Source organism: Bradyrhizobium sp. CCGUVB1N3, from assembly GCF_024199925.1.
Lineage (GTDB): Bacteria > Pseudomonadota > Alphaproteobacteria > Rhizobiales > Xanthobacteraceae > Bradyrhizobium.
The window spans coordinates 5,824,095-5,843,637 of the sequence record NZ_JANADR010000001.1; the positions used below are offsets into that span (position 1 = coordinate 5,824,095).

Genomic DNA, 19,543 nt, shown 5'->3' on the forward strand with positions numbered 1-19,543 from the left:
TCCTTTTTGGCGGCGGAAATTGTTGCAGTCCCGTCACACAAGGATGCGAACCATCGTCTGCGACATTCCGTCCTTGTTGCTATTGAGAATTATTCGCAATAAGGTTCGCAACAAGCGCAGGGACTTGGCAAGAAACCTGGGAAGAAACCACCTCCAGCCGGGATCATCTGGTCCGATGGGGTGGATTGCCTAGACCTGATGACAGGATGGCCGCGAATCGGCAGGGATAACGCGGTTGGGGCAATTCGCGTTTGGGGGCGTGCGTTTTGACGTTGAGAGCACATCGACACCGGTTGTTGCGCACGGCCGCCGCGATCGCCTGCGGCATGCTGGCGCTCCCCGCTGACGGCCACGCGGCCGATCTGCCGCTGAAGGCGCCGGCGCTGAAGGCCGTCTATGACTGGACCGGATTCTATATCGGCGCGCATGCCGGCTACAGCCGCGGCTCGTCCAACTTCGCCCTGAACGACGGCACGGCGAACAGCGGCAGCGGTATCTTCAGCGGCATGATCGGCGGCGTGCAGGCCGGCTACAATTACCGGCTCAACTCGGGTCTCTTGCTCGGCGTCGAAGGCGATTTTTCGTTTCCCAACTACATCACCTCCAACTCGATCGTCTCCTCGCTCGCAACACCGGCCAACGCAGTGGCGCAGCAATGGGACTACACGGCAAGCCTGCGCGGCCGGGTCGGCTATGCGAGTGGTCCGTGGCTCGTCTATGCCACCGGCGGCTTTGCGTGGATGGGCGAGCGCTATTTCGATGCGCCTGCCGTGGGCGATAGCCAGAAGGTCCTGAACACGAGGCCGGGCTGGATCGCGGGTGCCGGCATCGAATATGGCTTCGCGCCACATTGGAGCGCCCGGCTCGAATATCTCTACAGCCGCTTCGACGGCGCCAATATCGGCTTCTCATCCGGAGCCCAATACTCATCCTCGTCGCTCGACATGCAATCGATCCGGCTTGGCCTCAACCGCAAGGTCGATTGGCCGGGCATGCCGGGCTACGACCCGAAGACGTCGCTCACGGATACCGAGTCGGATCGCTGGGAGATTCACGGCCAGAGCACCTATCTGCCGCAAGGCTATCCGTCATTCCCCGCGCTCTATAGTGGGGCGAACTCTCTTTCTCCCTCGGCACAGGCCAAGGCAACCTGGAGCAACAGCCTGTTCCTGAACGCGCGGCTGTGGGACGGCGGCGAAGTCTATTACAACCCCGAGCTGCTCCAGGGATTTGGATTGAACGACACGGTTGGCGCCGCCGGCTTTCCCAATGGCGAAGCGCAGAAGTCGAACTTCCCCTACCCGCATTACAACACCTCGCGCCTGTTCCTGCGCCAGACGTTCGGCTTTGGCGGCGAGCAGGAGGAGCTTGCGAGCGGCCAGTTGCAGCTTGCAGAGAAGGTCGACGTCTCCCGCCTCACGCTGCAAGCCGGCAAATTCGCAGTGGTCGACGTGTTCGACGGTAATGCCTACGCCAAGGATACCCGCAAGGACTTCATGAACTGGTCGATCTGGGCACCGGGTGCCTTCGACTACTCGGCTGACAAGGTCGGTCTCACCTACGGCGTCACCGCAGAGCTCAATCAGAAGCAATGGGCGCTACGCGGCGGCTATTTCCTGATGGTCGCGGAATCGAACTCGAACCATTTCGACACCAACATCCCCGAGCGCGGCCAATACGTCATCGAGCTCGAGACGCGCTATTCGCTATTCGGCCAGCCCGGCAAGCTCAGGACCATGGGCTGGGTCGACAGCGCCAATATGGGCAGCTTCCGCGAGACGTTGGATAATCCTGCGCTCAATCTCGATATCACGCAGACCCGGCGCGGTCGCCTCAAGGTCGGCTATGTCGTCAACCTCGAGCAGGCGCTCACCGACGATGTCGGACTGTTCGGCCGCTGGAGCTGGAACGACGGCAAGACCGAGACGCTCGCCTTCACCGACATCAATCGCAGCCTGTCGGGCGGACTCTCGATCAAGGGCACGAAATGGGGCCGGCCCGACGACGTGATCGGGATTGGCGGCGCCATCAACGGGCTATCGCAGGACTATCGCGACTTCCTCGCCGCCGGCGGTCTCGGCGTGCTCGTCGGCGACGGCGCGCTCAACTATCGAAACGAGCGCATCCTCGAAACCTACTATGCCTATGCGCTGAACAAGTCGCTGACCCTTACTGCCGACTACCAGCTCATCGTCAACCCCGCCTACAACGCCGACCGCGGGCCGGTGTCGGTGTTTTCGGGACGGCTGCACGGCGAGTTCTGAGATGGCCGCGAGGCGGCCGTCTGCCCGCCTTTCACCGGGAAGGGGCGGTACGCCGCCGCTGCTTCTCGGAGAGCTAAACTAGCAGGTCTTATACTGTAGGTGCTGGAGGCAAGTACACGTAGTCGTCGAGCTGGTGTACTTGACGTCATAGTAGGCAGGGCCAGTCGAGTTCGTGGGGCTGTTCGTTGAACAGCGCGGAAACTTCCAATAGGTGTCTTGAAGATTTACGGTCCCGCTGATCGTAAACCCGAGACTGGGTGTATAGGCATAAGAGACCTCACCCACAATGAACGAAACCTGGTCGTTTTGATTGTTTGGATTGTTTGCGTTGCCCACCGTTCCATTGAGCGATGTGGGCACTGTCAAGCCCGTCAAATCGGTCCTTCCCTGTCCGAAGGTTGTTCCGTTATACGACTGACTCCATCGAAGGGTCAGGTTGCCATTGGCATCGCTGGAGACTTCGGACACCGTGACTGACAGGATCGGGTTGCCGCTGCTGCCATTGACGGAATACGGTGCAATGATGGAGGTCGCCCCGGTGATTATGTTCTGCATCGAGGCCGTGCTGAGCGACGTGTTCTGCGTCACCATATCGGCGACGGAGTGAGCCGTCGCGCTGACCTTGACGTTGATCGCCATTCCAGTCGCGAGTTCGACGCCGCCGACCAACAGCACCAACATGAACGGCACCACGATCGCGAACTCTGTCGCTGCCACGGCATCGGCGTCGGTCGCAAATTTCCTTACGCGAAATGACAGGCTGGTCATAGGCTGATACCTCTAGGGAGTGGCCGGCTCGTTCTGGAAAGCGGCTGATGCCATGATTAGCCGGGAGCCGTTGGGCTGGTTTGCCATATTGAAAGCGATCGGCCCAAAGAAGATCGGCCAGAGATACATCACGCGGACAACAACGATATCGCCCGCAGTTCCGGGATTGAACTGCCAGGTATTGGTGACATTTCCACTGCTGTCGTAGGTCAGCGTCGGCATGCCAACATTGGTGGAGGACCAGTTATTGGCGACCTGGACGTCGACCATCAGGCCGCTAGTGCTGCTACAGGTGAAAAGGACCGTGGCATTATTGCAGACGGTAGTCTTGAATGCGGCCGCGGCTGCGGCCGCTGTCAAGCTCGCATCCTGCGCCTGCACCTGCCCAGTCAGAATTTGGCGAGCCGATTGCCGGACGGCGTTTTCGAGGATCGACTGCGCAAAGAAAAGCAGGAACGTCTGGATGAGAGCAGCGAGGATGCCAAGAAACGGCGTGGCAATCAGCGCGAACTCAACCGCCGTGGCGCCTTCGGTGTTCCTGAGAAAAGCGCCGAAATGATTGCGGCGTCTTTTCCCTGGTGTGGTTTCTAACTGGGCCATGGCGCTTTCTTACTGCGTGAGGCTGGCGGTACTTGAGGCGACCTTGATGAACAGGTCCGTCAGCGCCTGCTTGATATCGCCGCCGGTTTTGACGTGGGAGTAGAAGCCAGGCGAGGCGCACGCTTGGAGATTTAGCGCGATCGTGCCGGTTGAGGGATCAGGCTGGTCGTACTTGTCTATCCAGCTCATGTACCAGGAATCCGTTGTCTGGATACCGGTGGTGGCACTGGCGATGAGTTGCAGATACTCCGTGTAAAGGATCGCGATCTTAATGCCCTTGTTCTTGATGGTCGTGCATATCGTCGTGTCGAGCGGCTGCTGGCATCGATTGTTGGAGGCGAGACTCGCGTTGGGGCAAGCTGAAGCGCCCGAGACGATCTTGTCCTCGACGCCGTCGGTGACAAGGAAGACCACCTCCTGTGGCGTATCTCCTGACGTGTTGCTGCCGAGGCCGGGCGTAGGCATGATCTTGTTGAGGCTGGTGAGCGCGCCGGCGATATCTGTGCCATTGTCGGTCTTGCAGTTCGTTGTCGCAACGACGCAGTTCTGGTAGGCGACCGGCATCAACGCAATGTTGGAAACTTGGGCTCCGGCCGTCGTCGGGGTGGTCAGCGTCGCCAGTGCGTTCAAACCCAAGTCGAATGTATAGAGGGCCGCTTGATAGGTGGTGTTGTTCAGGGCCGACATGCACTGCATGACTCCCCCCGAAACGCCAGACTGCGGGCAGTTCGACCATGTATTGAGCAACTGGTTGACGGCACTTGTCACGAGATCAATCCGCAGAGTGATATTCCTGGATCGTGCGATCGCGAGGTTATCCTGGGTCCCACCGTCGTGACCGATATTGGTTTGATGACAGGCGAAGCCGCAATTCTGCGAGGCTTTTGCCGACTGGTACTTGGAGGCGGTGTAGGTGATGAGATTGCTGATGTCGGCCGTGGTCGCGCCGATCCCCATGGATGGCGAGTCGTCCATCAGCAGATAGAAATTCATGTTGGGCGCGCTCGCCGCCTGCGCTGTCGCCGAGCCGTTGATCGGCCACGACGTAGTGTTCATGAGCACCGCGGGAAAATTGTTGATGGATGCGGTGCTATACGAAACACTGACGGTGCGCTTAAGTCCTAGGTCAGTCACGGTAATCGTCGGTGAGGGTATCGCGGTCAACCCCGACGCAAGACTGTTCGCCGTCGACATGAAGATGGCATTAGCGGTGGCTTGGGCCACCGTGCGGGTTTGCATCAGCATAGCGGGCCTGACGGCTGCGATTGCGGCTGCGTCGGCAGCCGCGTCCAACTGCGCCTTCTTGCGCAGCGCTTGGGTGAAATCGAGCGTCATGCCAAGCAGAAAGACGATGGGAACCATCGTGAGCGCGGTGATCACGGCAACGTTGGCCTTCCGATCTCTCGCGAAACGAAGCACTGAGCGGCGGAGCATGATCTTTACCCTGATTGCCGTCGCTGCGGCGAAAACGTTTTCCCGAAATGTTGCGATCGGAGCAGACGGTCAAGTTTTCACCGCCGATCGCGCGATCAACACGTGCGAATATGCGTACGGCCTCGTTAATCAAGGTTTACAGGCAATACATAGACACGGCCTGAAACCGAACGGGATGTGTCACATTGAGAAGGCATCATTAATGTCGGCTAAACGGGTTCCCAGAAACCTGGCTCCGAAAATCCGGGCTGGTGCATGAAGGCGCTCTGGGCAGCATGGACGCGCGCATCCGACCGGCGGCGCCTGCCGGGACAGAGCGGAAAGATGCGACAATTTTGCCAAGGGCCGGCGAAATCGGCCAACGCATTCATATATGAAGACATTCATACATGAGGTGAGCGGCCGGCAGATCGCCGGCCGAAGCCTTTCCAACCATCGTGCAAAATGCTCTCGCTCGAACTCCTCATCGTCGTCCTGCTGATCGTCATTAACGGCCTGTTGTCCATGTCGGAGCTGGCGGTCGTCTCCTCGCGCCCGGCGCGGCTCTCGATGCTCGCGGCCAAGGGGGTGCGCGGCGCCGAGCGCGCGCTGGCGCTGGCGTCCAATCCCGGAAAGTTTCTCTCGACGGTGCAGATCGGCATCACGCTGGTCGGCGTGCTCTCTGGTGCGTTCTCGGGCGCGACGCTCGGGCAGCGGCTGGCGCAATGGCTGCTCGGATTCGGCCTCTCGTCAGGGATCGCCGACATCGTCGGCGTCGGCATCGTCGTGACCCTCATCACCTACGCGACGTTGATCGTCGGCGAACTGGTGCCCAAGCAGGTGGCGCTACGCGATCCCGAAAGCATCGCGGTCAAGGTCGCGCCGGTGATGGACTGGCTCGCGAAGATCTCGCTGCCGCTGGTGGTGTTGCTGGATCTCTCCGGCAAGCTGATCCTGACGCTGCTCGGCCGCAGCGGCAAGGCGGAGGAGACGGTTTCGGAGGACGAGATCCATCACCTCGTCAGCGAGGCCGAGAGCGCCGGCGTGCTGGAGCCCGGCGAGAAGGAGATGATCGCGGGCGTGATGCGGCTCGGCGACCGCCCGGTCGGCGCGGTCATGACGCCGCGCACGGAGGTCGACGAGATCGATCTCAACGACGCGCCGGAGACGATCCGCGAGATCATGTCGAAAAGCCCGCATTCGCGCTTTCCTGTGTCCGATGGCGACCGCGACAAGCCGATCGGCGTGCTCCAGGCCAAGGATTTGCTCGTCGCCTATATGAACGAGCGCACGCCCGATCTGCGCGTGCTGGTGCGCGACGCGCCGGTGATTCCGGCCTCCGCCGATGCGCGCGACGTGCTGGCGATCCTGAAGGCGGCGCCAGTGCATATCGGCCTCGTCTACGACGAATACGGCGCCTTCGAAGGCGTGGTCACCGCGGCCGATATTCTGGAATCCATCGTCGGCGCGTTCCACTCCGAAGAAGGCCCGCCGGAGCCGGCCTACGTCACGCGCGCCGACGGCTCGCTGCTGGTCTCGGGCTGGATGCCGGTCGACGAATTCGGCGAGCTGCTCGGCTTCGAACTGCCGCCGCATCACCGCTACAACACCGTGGCCGGCCTCGTGCTGCAACACTTCAACGTGCTGCCTGATGTCGGCGACGCCTTCGACCTCGGCGGCTGGCATCTCGAAGTCGTCGATCTCGATGGTCGACGGATCGACAAGATTTTGGCAAGCCGAAGGAGTGAGCAGGCGGCGGCGTGAGCATCCATGAACCGGGCCGGCCCTCACAGAACCGGCTGGAACGAATCCGCCCGCGCCATCCGCCAGGCATCGCGGAAGCGCGGGTCTTCGGTGCCTTCGAGCAGCTCCCCCGGCCGCAGCGCCGGATAGAGCTGCGCGAACGACTTCACCTCGGTGGTCGCGGTGCGCTGGGTGAAGTGGATCGGGCGCAGCTCCTGCGGGTGCTCGAGGCCGGCCGCGGCGATCAGTTCGGAGAGCGAGTGCAGCGTTGCGTGGTGGTAGTTGTGCACGCGGTCGATCTTGAGCGGCACGTAGAGCGCGCGCGCACGCGTCGGGTCCTGCGTGGCGACACCGGTCGGGCAGCGGTCAGTGTGGCAACTCAGGGACTGGATGCAGCCGAGCGAGAACATGAAGCCGCGCGCCGAATTGCACCAGTCGGCGCCGATCGCCATGGCGCGCGCCATGTCGAAGGCGGTCGCGACCTTGCCCGACGCGCCGATCTTGATGCGGTCGCGCGCGTTGATGCCGACCAGCGCATTGTGCACGAAGTTGACGCCCTCGCGCATCGGCATGCCCAGATGATCCATGAACTCGAGCGGCGCGGCGCCGGTGCCGCCTTCATTGCCGTCGACGACGATGAAATCCGGATAGATGCCGGTCTGAAGCATCGCCTTGCAGATCGCCAGGAACTCCCAGGTGTGGCCGATGCACAGCTTGAAGCCGGCCGGCTTGCCGCCGGAGAGCTTTCGCATCTCGGCAATGAACTGCATCATCCCGATCGGGGTGGAGAAGGCGCGGTGCGAGGCCGGCGAGATGCAGTCCTCGCCCATCTTGACGCCGCGGATCTTTGAAATCTCTTCAGAGACCTTGGCCGCCGGCAGCACGCCGCCATGGCCGGGCTTGGCGCCCTGGCTGATCTTGAGCTCGACCATCTTGATCTGGTCTTCAGTTGCGATTCTGGCGAAGGCGTCCGGATCGAAGCTGCCGTCGAGATGGCGGCAGCCGAAATAGCCCGAGCCGATCTCCCAGATGATGTCGCCGCCCATCTCGCGGTGATACGGGCTGACCCCGCCCTCGCCGGTGTCATGGGCGAAGCCGCCCATCTTGGCGCCGGCGTTTAGCGCGCGCACGGCGTTGGGGCTGAGCGCGCCGAAGCTCATGGCCGAGATGTTGAACACCGATGCGGAATAGGGCTTCGCGCAGTCCGGCCCGCCGATGGTGATACGGAATTTCTCATCGGTCCGCGTCTTCGGCGAGACCGAGTGATGCATCCATTCATAGCCCTCGCGATAGACGTCCTCCTGGGTGCCGAAGGGCCGCTTGTCGAGCTGCATCTTGGCGCGCTGATAGACCACCGCGCGGGTGTCGCGCGAGAACGGCATCCCATCCTTCTCGCTCTCGAAGAAATACTGCCGCATCTCAGGGCGGATTTCCTCGAGCAGGAAGCGCATATGCGCCGAGATCGGGTAGTTGCGCAGGACCGCGTGGCCCTTTTGCAGGAGATCGCGGACGCCGAGCAGCGTGAGCCCGCCGAAGATCACGATGGGGATGATCAGGATGTCGAAAACCCTGCGGTCGGCAAGCCCGATGCCGATCAGGAGCGCGGTGACGACCGCGCAGATCGTCAGCACGATGAAACGCGGCGAGAACGGGAGCAGCAGGGTCTCCATGACACCCTGTTCGAGAGGTCCCCTGGGCTGGTTGTGCGCTTTGTTGACGTTGGACACGATCACATCCTCTCGTCGGGCTGACGGGTACTATACGCCTGCGCCTTCATACGGATATGACGCGGCTTCCGTATCAGGCTACCGAATTCGGCCAGCGCAAATCAATCCGCCGGGCAGGCGGGATGCTGCGGTGCAATAGATCGGATCGGATAGAGACGGCGGGAGCTGCCCCGAACGGCGCTCGCTATGCTCGCTTGTCCGGGACGACAGTGGAGAGGGTGGCGCGAAAAGGGCACCACTCTCCGCGCGGAGATCAGCGCTCCACGAAGGCCTTTTCGATCACGAAATGGCCGGGCTCGCTGCCGGAGCCCTCGGTGAAGCCGCGGCCCTCGAACATGCCGCGGAGCTCTTCGAGCATTCCGGGGCTGCCGCACATCATGATGCGGTCGGTTGCGATGTCGAGCGGGGCCTGGCCGATGTCGTTGAAGAGCTGCTCGGAGTTGATGAGGTCGGTGATGCGGCCGCGGTTGCGGAACGGCTCGCGGGTCACGGTCGGATAATAGACGAGCTTCTCGGAAAGCATCGGCCCGAACAATTCGTCATCGCGCAAGGTCGCGACGAGCTGCTCGCCATAGGCGAGTTCCGAGACCTGTCGGCAGCCGTGAACCAGCACGATGGTCTCGAACCGGTCATAGACGTCGGGGTCCTTGATCAGGCTCGCGAACGGCGCAAGGCCGGTGCCGGTCGACAGCAGCAGAAGCCGCTTGCCGGGAATCAGGTTGTCGGCAACGAGCGTGCCGGTCGCCTTGCGGCCGACCAGGATGGTGTCGCCTTCCTTGATCTTCTGAAGGCGCGAGGTGAGCGGGCCGTCCTGAACCTTGATCGAGAAGAACTCGAGCTCTTCCTCGTGATTGGCGCTCGCCATGCTGTAGGCGCGCAGCAACGGACGGCCGTCCACTTCGAGGCCGATCATCGCGAACTGGCCGTTCTGGAACCGGAAGCCGGTGTCGCGAGTGGCGCGGAAGCTGAACAGGGTATCGGTCCAGTGCTGAACGGAAAGGACCTTCTCTCGATAAAACGCGCTCATGTGTTTCGATATTCCGAATATATACGGTTTAGAACAAAAGCGTTGCCCGGCCCCTTCGACGTGGGGCGAACACCACTGTCATGGCGGATGATTTCGCGTGTGTGATGTACGCCATTGAGGTCAATAATCAACCTCGTTTGCGCAGCAATTGATGCCGATCAAACCGGCATTTCCCGTTGATTTGTCAGGATAATTAACGATCTTCTCTTTCCGGGCCGCATTGCAGCAATTTCTTTGCCCAAATGGCGCACCTAGCAGCACTTAATTTCCATTTCGCTCGCGAGAAATTCATTAAGAATAGCTCTGCTTTCGGCCATGGCAGACCGCCGATTCCGGCATGAAGCGACCTTTTGGCGGGACAAGCACGATGCCAAGCAATGAACGGATATTCGTCCAGGCGATACGGAGTTATTGCGCGCGGCATGGCATCGCCATCGACGTGCGCGCGGACGGCTGGCTGATCGCGATGGATAGGGGCAAGACCCGCCGCTTCGCCTTCGGCTACGACATCGGCCTCAACAGCGCGATTGCACATCGCCTCGCCAACGACAAATCCGCAACATCGGAGGTGCTCGCGCTGACGGGCGTGCCCGCTATCGCCCATCACCTCTTCCTCAATCCGAAGCTCGGCGAGCAAATCGCCGGGCCGCGCTGGTGGGAGGCGATGCTTCGGCTACTGTTGCAGAACCCGCAAGGGCTCGTGGTGAAGCCCAACGAGGGCACGGCTGGCCGCTCCGTCATCAAGGTGACTGGTAGCGCCGAGCTCGAACAGGCCGTGAGCGAGATCTTCGCGATGAGCCTTGGCCTGGTGATCGCGCCCTATGTCGAGATCGAGGACGAGGTCCGGGTCATTCTCCTCGATGAGACGCCGATGGCGGTCTATGGCAAGGAGCGGCCGTCGGTCACCGGCGACGGCGTCCAGACCCTGCGCGAACTGGCGGCCGCGATGCCCAAGGTGAAGCTGGATGACCTCGACACGCGCGCGCTCGACGCCGTCGTGCCGAAGGGCGAGCGGCGGGTCCTCACCTGGCGTCACAATCTCGATGCCGGCGCAAAGCCTGTCCTCGTCGCGGACGGCGAGCTCCGCACCGCCTGCGCAAAACTCGCCATCGACGCCGCCCGCGCCGTCGGCATCACCTTCGCATCGATCGACCTCGTCCGCGTCGATGGCGCGTGGCAGGTGCTCGAGATCAACTCCGGCGTGATGATGGAGGCGCTGGGGAAGCTCTATCCTGACCTGGTGCAGGCGACGTACGACGCGGCGCTGGACCGGGTGTTTGGATAGCCGGCCGTTGAGCGAAGGCTGGCCTGCCGTTGAACCAGAGCGGCGACAGGTCCGCGCACCGTTGATCTACGTCAAGGTCGGCTGACCCTTGGTCCTCACGTTAGGTTCGGCCGCACATGGCTGCCGTAGTTTCGCACGCCGAGGAGGAGGATCACCATGCATCGGAGGAAGCATCTTTCGATCAAGTCCGTCACAGTTGCGGGAATTGCTGCCAGCGCCCTGTTAGGGTTTGCCGGCGTCACTCTCAATCCAGCACCAGCCAAAGCGGTCGTGTACTGCCAGTACATTGATTATCCGCCCAGTTGCGTCGCAAGAGCAGGCGTCGTGCTCAGGCCCCGGCCGGTGGCACGTGCCGCGGTCCGCGCTGGCACGGCCGGTCCAGGCAATTGGAATGGGGGCGTCAATCGCGTCGGGGTACGGCGGTAAAGGCTCGTTTCGTACGTCGCGACCGTTAAATTGCCGGCACGTCAGGCCGCTCGGCCCTCTCCCCTCACAAAGGGAGAGGGGACAGCAGCGAGCGTGAGGCTCGACTGCTGCTCAATCGTGGCCGCTAATTATTCGCGCCCGGCGAATCGTCCATTGCCTTGAAGGCTTCCTCGAGCTGCAGCGAGATCGGCACGTTGAGCCGTTCGCCGGTCGGAAGCCGCGCCACGAACCATTTGTTGTAGAGCGGGACGAGGTCGTGGTTGGAGCCGAGCTTGCGGAAGGTGCGGTCGACCACGGCCGACAGTTGCGGCTCGTTCTTGCGGAACATGATGCCGTAGGGGTCGTAGGACAAATAATCGCCGGTGACGCGGAACTTGTCCTGCGCCTTGTGGCGCACGATCAGGCCGTAGAGCAGGATGTCGTCGGTGGCGAACGCGTCGGCCTTGCCGTCGGCCAGCATCTGGAACGACTGCTCGTGATCGGGCGAGGTGACGATGTTGAGGCCGAGCGAAAACTTCTTGTCGACCGCGTGCATCGCCTGCTCGTTGGTGGTGCCCTTGGTCACCACGACCGTCTTGCCCTTGAGGTCGGTGACGGCAGACACGGTGGACGCCTTTGGCACCATCAGCTTGGTGCCGGCAACGAACATCAGAGGTGAGAACGCGACCCGTTTGGCGCGCTCGGCGTTCGCCGTGGTCGATCCGCATTCGAGATCGATCTTGTTCTGAAGCACGGCATCGATACGGTCGTCCGAGGTGACCTTGACGTACTCGATCTTGAGATCGGGATCGTCGACCTCAACGCCGATCTCCTCCACGATGGCCTCGCAGAGCTCGAGGCTGTAGCCGATCGGCCGGCCCGCCTGGTCGAGGAAGGAGAATGGCGGCGAGCTCTCGCGATAGCCAAGCCGGACGACGTGACTGCTCTTGATCGCTGACAGCGTCGGGCTGAGCCCTTCACTGCCACCGGTCTGCCCCGAGGCGCCGGTTGCCAGCGCGCATGCCAGCAACAGGCCCGCCGATATCGCCGATGTCAGGCGCATGACGCACTCCTGTCAGTGGCCGGCCATCGCCGGCACTTCGCCGGGCACCATGTCCGGCGTGGGAGCCTCGCCCGGTCCGAGCGCATGCTCGGGCCCGAGCTCGCCTTCCCACTTCGCGACCACGGCGGTGGCGAGCGAGTTGCCGATCACGTTGGTGGCACTGCGCCCCATGTCGAGGAAGGTGTCGATGCCCATGATCATCAACAGGCCCGCCTCCGGGATGCCGAACTGGGAAAGCGTCGAGGCGATCACCACGAGTGAGGCACGTGGCACGCCGGCGACGCCCTTGGAGGTGATCATCAGGGTTGCGAGCATCGCGAGCTGCGTCGCGAGCGACATCTCGATGTGATAGGTCTGCGCGATGAAGATGCTCGCGAAAGTGCAGTACATCATCGTGCCGTCGAGGTTGAAGGAGTAGCCGAGCGGCAGCACGAAGCTCGATATGCGCGAAGAGGCGCCGAACTTGGTCAGGCCCTCCAGCGTCTTCGGATAGGCGGCCTCCGAGCTCGCGGTCGAGAACGCGATCATCAACGGCTCGCGGATCAGCCGCAGGAGATGGCTGTAGCGCGGTCCGATCGCGATGAAGCCGACGACCATCAGGATGGCCCACAGGATCATGAGCGACAGGTAGAAGCCGCCCATGAACACGACGAGCTTCCACAGCACGAGGAGGCCGTTCTTGGCGACGGTGGCGGTGATGGCGGCCCAGACCGCGAGCGGCGCGAACAGCATCACATAGCTCGTCACCTTCAGCATGATGTGGGAAATGTCGTCGATCAGGCCGAGGATCGGCTTCGACCGCTCAGGCATCGCACCCATCGCGACCGAGAAGAACACGGCGAAGATGACGATCTGCAGGATCTCGTTCTGCGCCATCGCGTCCGCGATCGAGGTCGGGATCAGGTGGGTGAGGAATTTCTCGATCGAGAAGGCCGAGACCGGCAGGCCGGTCGACTGCCCCTTCTCCGGCAGCGTGCCGGGGAAGTTCGCGCCGGGCTGGAGCAGGTTGACCATCACGAGGCCGAGCATCAGCGACACGAAGGAGGCGCTGACGAACCAGCCCATGGTCTTGGCGAAGATCCGCCCGAGCCTTGCGCCCGAGCCCATATGCGCGATGCCGCCGACCAGGGTCGCGAACACCAGCGGCGCGATGATCATCTTGATCAGGCGCAGGAACATCATGGCGATCAGGTTGATCGAGGCCGCCCACTCGGCACGGGTGTCGGGCATGAAATTGTAGATCGCCGACCCCACAATGATGCCCAGCACCATCGCGGCCAGAATGTATTGCGTAAACCTGTTCGACATCGCTTACCCCCACGTACACCGGCGTTTCATAGTGTCGCAGATTTTGACAGCGACGCAACACGCTTGGCGGCGCCCGCGTTGGCCGGATGTTCCCGTTGTGAAAAAGGGTGGAGCGATCTAGCTTTCACGCAGCGCACAACGGATGCGGCTTGCATGTTTTCTGCGCGGCATCTGCATCAATAAAAGTCAAACAATTGGAGAGGGAATGACCATGAGCGGGACCGTCAATCGCCAGATTCTTCTGGTCGAGAAGCCGAGCGGCAAGCTTGGACCGGAGCATTTCAAGATGGTCGAAGGCGCCGTGCCGGAGCCGAAGGACGGCGAGGCGCTGTTGCGCGTGCGCTACATCTCGCTCGATGCTGCGAACCGCGCCTGGATGCATGGCGCGACCTATCGCTCCGCGGTCGAGGCCAACAGCGTGATGGCCGGCGGCGCCATCGCCGAGGTCGTCAGCTCCAAGGCGCCGGGGATCGCTGCCGGCGACATCGTGTTCGGCGATACCGGCTGGCAGGACTACGCCGCGGTGCCCGCAAAGCATCTGACGAAAATGCCGAAGCTCGAGCCGCTGACGCATCTGCTGAGCGTGTTCGGCATCGCCGGCCTTACCGCCTATTTCGGCCTGCTGGAGATTGGCAAGCCCAAGGAGGGCGAGACGGTCGTGGTCTCGGCGGCCGCGGGCTCGGTCGGATCGATCGTCGGACAGATCGCCAAGATCAAGGGATGTCGCGTGATCGGCATCGCCGGCGGCGCGGACAAATGCAACTGGCTCACCTCGGAACTCGGCTTCGATGCCGCGGTCGACTACAAGGACGGCGCGGTGTTCAAGGCGCTGCGCGCAGCCGCACCTGATGGCATCGACGTCTATTTCGACAATGTCGGCGGCGACATTCTGGAAGCCTGCCTGCCGCAGATGAACAATTACGGCCGCATCGCCTGCTGCGGTGCGATCTCGCAATATGACGGCGCGCCGTCCGCGCATGGTCCGCGCGGCGTGCCCGGGCTGATCGTGGTGAAGCGGCTCGTGATGCAGGGCTTCATCGTGATGGACTACATGAACCAGAGCCAGCGTGCGCTCGCAGACCTGCAAGCCTGGGTCAAGTCGGGGCAGTTGAAGGTGCAGGAGGACATCATCAGCGGCCTCGAGAACACGCCGCGGGCGCTGATCGGATTGCTTGCGGGCGAGAACCGCGGCAAGCGGATGGTCAAACTCTGACGATGTTGTCCCGCCGCATTCCGCGGGCATAATCTACTTGCGGTAGAGGACAAAGCAGCCAATGATGCCGCGCGCGAAATGACCCTCGCGCCGATTGCGATCATATGACTTTTTCGAAGCTCCGATTTCAAGGCATGGGCTTCCAAGGGCAGGAAATTGACGCAAATGTTCAACAGCTCAAGAATTGTCGCAGCGCGCAACGCGTTGCTGGCGGCGGCTCTCTTCGCAACTGCAGCACCGACCTTCGCGCAGGCTCCGACCGACGCGCAGAAGAGTGCGATCCGCTCCGCATGCCGGGCCGACTATCAGGCGCATTGCGCGAGCGTGACACCGGGCGGCGCCGAGGCGCTGCAATGCCTAAACAAGAACATGTCGAGCCTGTCGTCGGCCTGCCAGAGCGCGGTGCGCGCGATCGAACCGGTGGCTGCGCCAAAGACCGAGGCTGCGCCGGCCGCACCGAAGGCTGAGTCCGCGCCGGCCACCGAACCTGCCAAGCCGGCCGCCACGACCGAAGCACCCAAAGCCGAGACGCCCAAGGCTGCCGCGGCCAAGCAGCCGAGCAGCGCACAAGTCTCCGCAATCAAGAGCGCCTGCCGCTCCGACTATCCAAAAGTCTGCGCCGGTGTGCCGCCCGGCGGCGCGCCTGCGCTGGAATGCCTCGAAAAGAACAAGGCGAAAGTCTCGCCCACCTGCGCGAAGGCGGTGAGCGCCGCGACCGGCGGTGGCGGCGCTCCGGCCGCCGCGGCGCCTGCGGGCGCGGCCCCGGCGGCGGCCGCACCTGCTGCAGCGCCAACGGTGATCGTGCTGCGGCCCTTGCGGCCACGCGAAGAACTGCTCATCGTGCGTTCGGCATGCGGCGGCGATGTCCGGACATTGTGCGCCGGCGTGGCACCGGGCGGCGGCCGCATCGCGCAGTGCCTTGCAACCAACGCGGCCTCGCTGTCGCCCGCCTGCAAAGAGGTTCTGGCCCCCTTCGCCGCGCGCTAGGATCGCGCTAGGATCGCACAACGCCGCGCATGGCCAGTTCCGCGCGGCGATCGCTGGCGGCGTGCGCAGGCAATGACGCCACGGAGTGAAGCTCGGGATAGTAAGCATACCGTCAATCAGGGAGGACGACGTTGCAGATCGCCGTGATCGGCGGGGGGCCTGGCGGGCTCTACTTCGCCCATCTCTGGAAGAAGCGCCACCCCGAGGACCAGATCGACCTGTTCGAACAGAACCCGGCCGACGCGACCTGGGGCTTTGGCGTCGTGTTCTCCGACGAGGCACTTGAGTTCCTGCGTTCCGACGACCCCGAGACGGTCGACGCGATCGCCCCGCACATGGAGAGCTGGGAGAACATCACGCTGAACCTGCATGGCGACAGCGTCGCCATCGATGGCGTCGGCTTCTCCGCGATCGGACGGCTCGAACTGCTGAGATTCCTCCAGCAGCGTGCGCTCGATGCCGGCGTCACGCCGCGCTTCGACACGCAGATCCATTCCATCGATCAGCTCAACGGCCATGATCTGATCGTCGCCGCCGACGGGTTGAACTCGCTGGTGCGCCGCTCGTTCGAAGGCGATTTCGGCACCTCGCTGTCCTACTCCTCCAACAAATTCGTCTGGTACGGCACCTCGAAACGCTTCGACACGCTGTCGCAGACTTTCGTGAAGACCGATCGCGGCGCCTTCAACGCCCATCACTACCGCTACTCGCCGACCATGAGCACCTTCCTGGTCGAGTGCGACCATGCCACCTGGCAGGCCTATGGCTTTGCCTACAAGGACGTGGAGCAGTCCAAGGGCGTGTGCGAGGAGATCTTTGCCGACACGCTCGGCGGCCACTGCCTGGTCTCCAACAAATCGGTCTGGCGCAATTTCCCCTGGGTCTGGAACGAGCACTGGTCGTTCAAGAACATGGTGCTGATCGGCGACGCCTTGCACTCGGCGCATTTCTCGATCGGCTCGGGCACGCGACTCGCGATCGAGGACGCGATTTCGCTGGTGAGGGCGCTGGAATCCGACGCGCATCTTGCCACCGCGCTGCAGCGCTACCAGGCCGAGCGCAAGCCGATCGTGCAGAAGCTCGTCGACGCCGCACGCACCTCGGCCGGCTGGTACGAGCGTTTTGCCGAGCACATGAAGCTCGACCTGATGGATTTTGCCTACAGCTACATCACCCGCTCCGGGCGGATCGACGATGCGCGCCTGCGCCATATGTCGCCGGCCTTCATGGCGCGCTACGCGGCGGAAAAGAACGGCGAGAGCGCGCCCCGGGACGACGGCAGTGGGTGAAGCGCGAGTGCAGCCTCACTCACCCACCCTCAACCCGCCTTGCCCAGGTGCTCCAGCGCGTCCTCGGCGCGCAGGGGGACGCGGGAGGCTTCGTTGTTGAGATCGACGAGCTGCACGAGCAGCGTCAACAGCGTCTTGCGGTCGGCGGGCTTGAGCGGCTCCAGCATGCGCGCCTGCGCACGCTCGACCGCGCGGATGATGTCCTTGAGGATCGCGGCACCTTGCCTCGTCAGATAGAGCAGCTTGATCCGCTTGTCCTCGGGCGCCGGCCTACGCTCGATATAGGCTTTGGACTGGAGCCGCTCGATGACGCTGCCCAGCGTCGAGCGGTCGAAGGCGATCACCGCCGACAGCCGGGTCGCGTCGATGCCGGGATGGGTGTGGATCGCAACCAGCGCTGCATATTGCACCGGTGTCAGGTCGAACGCCTTGCACTCCTCCATGAAGATCGAGACCGCGATCTGCTGCATGCGCCGGAACAGATAGCCCGGCGCGGCATAAACCGCGTCCATCGTGATCGGAGGAACAGGCTTACTCGGCATCGGGCTGCTTCTCCGGCGCGGCGTTGGCGAAGGCCGGCAGCGCCTTCGCCGCGGCCTCCGCCTTGAGCAGGCGCGGATAGGCCGAGACGTCGACGCCGAAGCGGCGGGCATTGCCGAGTTGCGGCACCAGGCAGAGGTCGGCCAGCGTCGGCGCATCGCCAAAGCAGAACGGCCCCGGCTCGTCTTTCACCAGAGTCTCGCAGGCCGACAGCCCCTCGCGATTGACCCAGGCGGCCCATTCCTGGACCTTCTCTTCCGCCAGCCCAAGCTCGCGCAGGCGCGCCAGCACCTTCAGGTTCTGCACCGGGTGGGTGTCACAGGCGATGGCCAGGGCAAATGCCCGCACCTTGGCGCGCCGCAAGCTGTCCTTCGGCAGCAGCGGCGGATTGGGGTGGGTCTCATCCAGCCATTCGATGATGGCGACCGACTGGGTGAGGATCGTGCCAGCATCATGCACCAGCGCCGGCACCAGCCCTTGCGGGTTGATGGCGAGATAGGCGGGCGCGCATTGCTCGCCCTTGCGCAGGTGATGCGGCAGGTGCTCGGCCCCCAGCCCCTTCAGGTTCAGGGCGATCCGCACCCGGTAGGCCGCGCTGGAGCGGAAATAGCCGTGCAGCTTCATCGGAATCCTCCCTCATTATCTTTCCCCGTCATTCCGGGGCGATACGCCAGCATCGAACCCGGAATTTCGAGATTCTCAGGTGCGCAATTGCGCACCATAGTTCTCGCTTCGCGAGCCCCGGAATGACTGCGTGTCAAGTTGACGCTACCTAGATTGGCAGTATACTGTCAATCTACAAAACGGACGGGAGGCCCGCCATGGAAGCCGTAGCGAAGACGCCGGAACGCGAGGCGTTCTACAGGAAGATCGACGGCGAAAACCTCACCGCACTCTGGACGGTCATGAGCGATCTGATCACGCCGGAGCCGAAAAGCGCCTGCCGGCCGCATCTGTGGAAGTTCGATGTCATCCGCGACTACATGACCGAGGCGGGCAAGCTGATCACCGCCAAGGAAGCGGAGCGGCGGGTGCTGATCCTGGAAAATCCTGGACTGCGCGGGCAATCGAAGATCACGACCTCGCTCTATGCCGGCGTGCAGATGGTGGTACCCGGCGACGTCGCGCCCGCGCATCGCCACAGCCAGTCGGCCTTGCGCTTCGTGCTCGAGGGCAAGGGCGCCCACACCGCGGTTGACGGCGAGCGCACGGCGATGGAGCCCGGCGACTTCATCATCACGCCGTCGATGACCTGGCACGATCATTCCAACGAGACGGACGAGCCGATGTTCTGGCTCGACGGTCTCGACATCCCCCTGGTGCAGTTCTTCGACTGCTCGTTCGCGGAAGGCGCCAAGGAGGATCAGCAGAAGATCACCAAACCCGCTGGCGACAGCTTTGCGCGTTACGGCCACAATCTTCTGCCGGTCGACGTGAAGCGATCCTCGAAGACCTCGCCGATCTTCAGCTATCCCTATACCTACACCCGCGAAGCCCTGGAAAAGGCCAAGGCGCGCGAGGAATGGGACGCCTGCCACGGCTTGAAGCTGAAGTTCTCAAACCCCGAGACCGGCGACTACGCGATGCCGACGATCGGCACCTTCATCCAGCTCCTGCCAAAGGGTTTCAAGACCGCGCGCTATCGCTCCACCGACGCGACCGTATTCTGCGCCATCGAAGGCAAGGGCCGCACCCGCATCGGCGATGCGACCTTCGAATGGGGCCCGCGCGACCTGTTCGTGGCGCCGAGCTGGAACTGGGTGACGCACGAGGCCGACACGGATGCCGTGCTGTTCAGCTTCTCCGACCGTCCGGTACAGCAGAAGCTCGACCTCTTCCGCGAGGATCGCGGCAACGTGTGAGCGCACGGTGCCGTAGGGTGGGCAAAGGCGCACTTGCGCCGTGCCCACC

At 63.0% G+C, this 19,543-nt stretch carries 18 protein-coding genes; 9 read left to right on the forward strand and 9 right to left on the reverse strand.

What is annotated here, in order from left to right:
• Nucleotides 1-296 precede the first annotated feature (296 nt).
• A complete protein-coding gene (locus tag NLM33_RS27790; RefSeq protein ID WP_254100780.1) occupies nucleotides 297-2,264 on the forward strand; it encodes a carbohydrate porin in 1,968 nt (655 codons plus the stop codon).
• Nucleotides 2,265-2,342: 78 nt separating this feature from the next.
• On the opposite strand, the gene NLM33_RS27795 is transcribed toward NLM33_RS27790, so the two are convergent.
• The 3 genes from NLM33_RS27795 to NLM33_RS27805 are packed head-to-tail and all read right to left on the reverse strand — an operon-like array spanning nucleotide 2,343 to nucleotide 5,066.
• A complete protein-coding gene (locus NLM33_RS27795) occupies nucleotides 2,343-3,032 on the reverse strand; it encodes a TadE/TadG family type IV pilus assembly protein (protein WP_254100782.1) in 690 nt (229 codons plus the stop codon).
• 12 nt (nucleotides 3,033-3,044) lie between these two features.
• Nucleotides 3,045-3,632, reverse strand: a complete 588-nt coding sequence (locus NLM33_RS27800; protein ID WP_254100784.1) for a TadE/TadG family type IV pilus assembly protein — start codon at nucleotides 3,630-3,632, stop codon at nucleotides 3,045-3,047.
• A gap of 9 nt (nucleotides 3,633-3,641) precedes the next feature.
• Nucleotides 3,642-5,066, reverse strand: coding sequence for a TadE/TadG family type IV pilus assembly protein (locus NLM33_RS27805; protein WP_254100786.1), 1,425 nt, complete (start codon nucleotides 5,064-5,066; stop codon nucleotides 3,642-3,644).
• Here NLM33_RS27805 and NLM33_RS27810 point away from each other — a divergent pair.
• Nucleotides 5,065-5,325, forward strand: coding sequence for a hypothetical protein (locus tag NLM33_RS27810; RefSeq protein WP_254100789.1), 261 nt, complete (start codon nucleotides 5,065-5,067; stop codon nucleotides 5,323-5,325). The genes NLM33_RS27805 and NLM33_RS27810 overlap by 2 nt on opposite strands.
• A gap of 185 nt (nucleotides 5,326-5,510) precedes the next feature.
• Nucleotides 5,511-6,809 (forward strand): hemolysin family protein, encoded by a 1,299-nt coding sequence (locus tag NLM33_RS27815; RefSeq protein WP_254100791.1) that lies wholly within the window; start codon nucleotides 5,511-5,513, stop codon nucleotides 6,807-6,809.
• A 23-nt stretch (nucleotides 6,810-6,832) separates the two neighbouring features.
• Here the strand turns inward: NLM33_RS27815 and NLM33_RS27820 are convergent, their stop codons facing one another.
• Nucleotides 6,833-8,458 carry an FMN-binding glutamate synthase family protein gene (locus NLM33_RS27820; protein WP_254105899.1) on the reverse strand — a complete coding sequence of 542 codons (1,626 nt, stop codon included), beginning with the start codon at nucleotides 8,456-8,458 and terminating at the stop codon, nucleotides 6,833-6,835.
• Between the two features lie 310 nt (nucleotides 8,459-8,768).
• Complete coding sequence (locus NLM33_RS27825) at nucleotides 8,769-9,542, reverse strand: ferredoxin--NADP reductase (protein WP_254100795.1); 774 nt, start codon at nucleotides 9,540-9,542, stop codon at nucleotides 8,769-8,771.
• Between the two features lie 367 nt (nucleotides 9,543-9,909).
• Between NLM33_RS27825 and NLM33_RS27830 the strand changes: the two genes are divergently transcribed.
• A complete protein-coding gene (locus NLM33_RS27830; protein ID WP_254100797.1) occupies nucleotides 9,910-10,827 on the forward strand; it encodes a RimK family alpha-L-glutamate ligase in 918 nt (305 codons plus the stop codon).
• Between the two features lie 156 nt (nucleotides 10,828-10,983).
• Complete coding sequence (locus NLM33_RS27835) at nucleotides 10,984-11,253, forward strand: hypothetical protein (RefSeq protein ID WP_254100799.1); 270 nt, start codon at nucleotides 10,984-10,986, stop codon at nucleotides 11,251-11,253.
• A 124-nt stretch (nucleotides 11,254-11,377) separates the two neighbouring features.
• On the opposite strand, the gene NLM33_RS27840 is transcribed toward NLM33_RS27835, so the two are convergent.
• Both NLM33_RS27840 and NLM33_RS27845 read right to left on the reverse strand, forming a co-directional pair.
• The gene (locus NLM33_RS27840; protein ID WP_254100801.1) at nucleotides 11,378-12,295 is read right to left on the reverse strand and encodes an amino acid ABC transporter substrate-binding protein; all 918 of its coding nucleotides are present in this window, start codon (nucleotides 12,293-12,295) and stop codon (nucleotides 11,378-11,380) included.
• 12 nt (nucleotides 12,296-12,307) lie between these two features.
• Nucleotides 12,308-13,603, reverse strand: coding sequence for a dicarboxylate/amino acid:cation symporter (locus NLM33_RS27845; protein WP_254100803.1), 1,296 nt, complete (start codon nucleotides 13,601-13,603; stop codon nucleotides 12,308-12,310).
• A 211-nt stretch (nucleotides 13,604-13,814) separates the two neighbouring features.
• Here NLM33_RS27845 and NLM33_RS27850 point away from each other — a divergent pair, with 211 nt between their 5' ends.
• From NLM33_RS27850 to NLM33_RS27860, 3 genes are all read left to right on the forward strand, one after another.
• Nucleotides 13,815-14,816 (forward strand): NADP-dependent oxidoreductase, encoded by a 1,002-nt coding sequence (locus NLM33_RS27850; RefSeq protein WP_254105900.1) that lies wholly within the window; start codon nucleotides 13,815-13,817, stop codon nucleotides 14,814-14,816.
• Nucleotides 14,817-14,981: 165 nt separating this feature from the next.
• Nucleotides 14,982-15,803: a cysteine rich repeat-containing protein gene (locus NLM33_RS27855; protein WP_254100806.1), complete on the forward strand. Its 822-nt coding sequence runs from the start codon at nucleotides 14,982-14,984 to the stop codon at nucleotides 15,801-15,803.
• 131 nt (nucleotides 15,804-15,934) lie between these two features.
• The gene (locus NLM33_RS27860; protein WP_254100808.1) at nucleotides 15,935-17,092 is read left to right on the forward strand and encodes an FAD-dependent monooxygenase; all 1,158 of its coding nucleotides are present in this window, start codon (nucleotides 15,935-15,937) and stop codon (nucleotides 17,090-17,092) included.
• 29 nt (nucleotides 17,093-17,121) lie between these two features.
• Here the strand turns inward: NLM33_RS27860 and NLM33_RS27865 are convergent, their stop codons facing one another.
• Nucleotides 17,122-17,634, reverse strand: coding sequence for a MarR family winged helix-turn-helix transcriptional regulator (locus NLM33_RS27865; protein ID WP_254100810.1), 513 nt, complete (start codon nucleotides 17,632-17,634; stop codon nucleotides 17,122-17,124).
• Nucleotides 17,624-18,256: a maleylacetoacetate isomerase gene (gene maiA / locus NLM33_RS27870; protein WP_254100812.1), complete on the reverse strand. Its 633-nt coding sequence runs from the start codon at nucleotides 18,254-18,256 to the stop codon at nucleotides 17,624-17,626. The genes NLM33_RS27865 and maiA overlap by 11 nt, the downstream gene beginning before the upstream one ends.
• Before the next feature lie 197 nt (nucleotides 18,257-18,453).
• Here maiA and gtdA point away from each other — a divergent pair, with 197 nt between their 5' ends.
• Nucleotides 18,454-19,494 (forward strand): gentisate 1,2-dioxygenase, encoded by a 1,041-nt coding sequence (gene gtdA / locus NLM33_RS27875; RefSeq protein ID WP_254100814.1) that lies wholly within the window; start codon nucleotides 18,454-18,456, stop codon nucleotides 19,492-19,494.
• The last annotated feature ends 49 nt before the right edge of the window (nucleotides 19,495-19,543 follow it).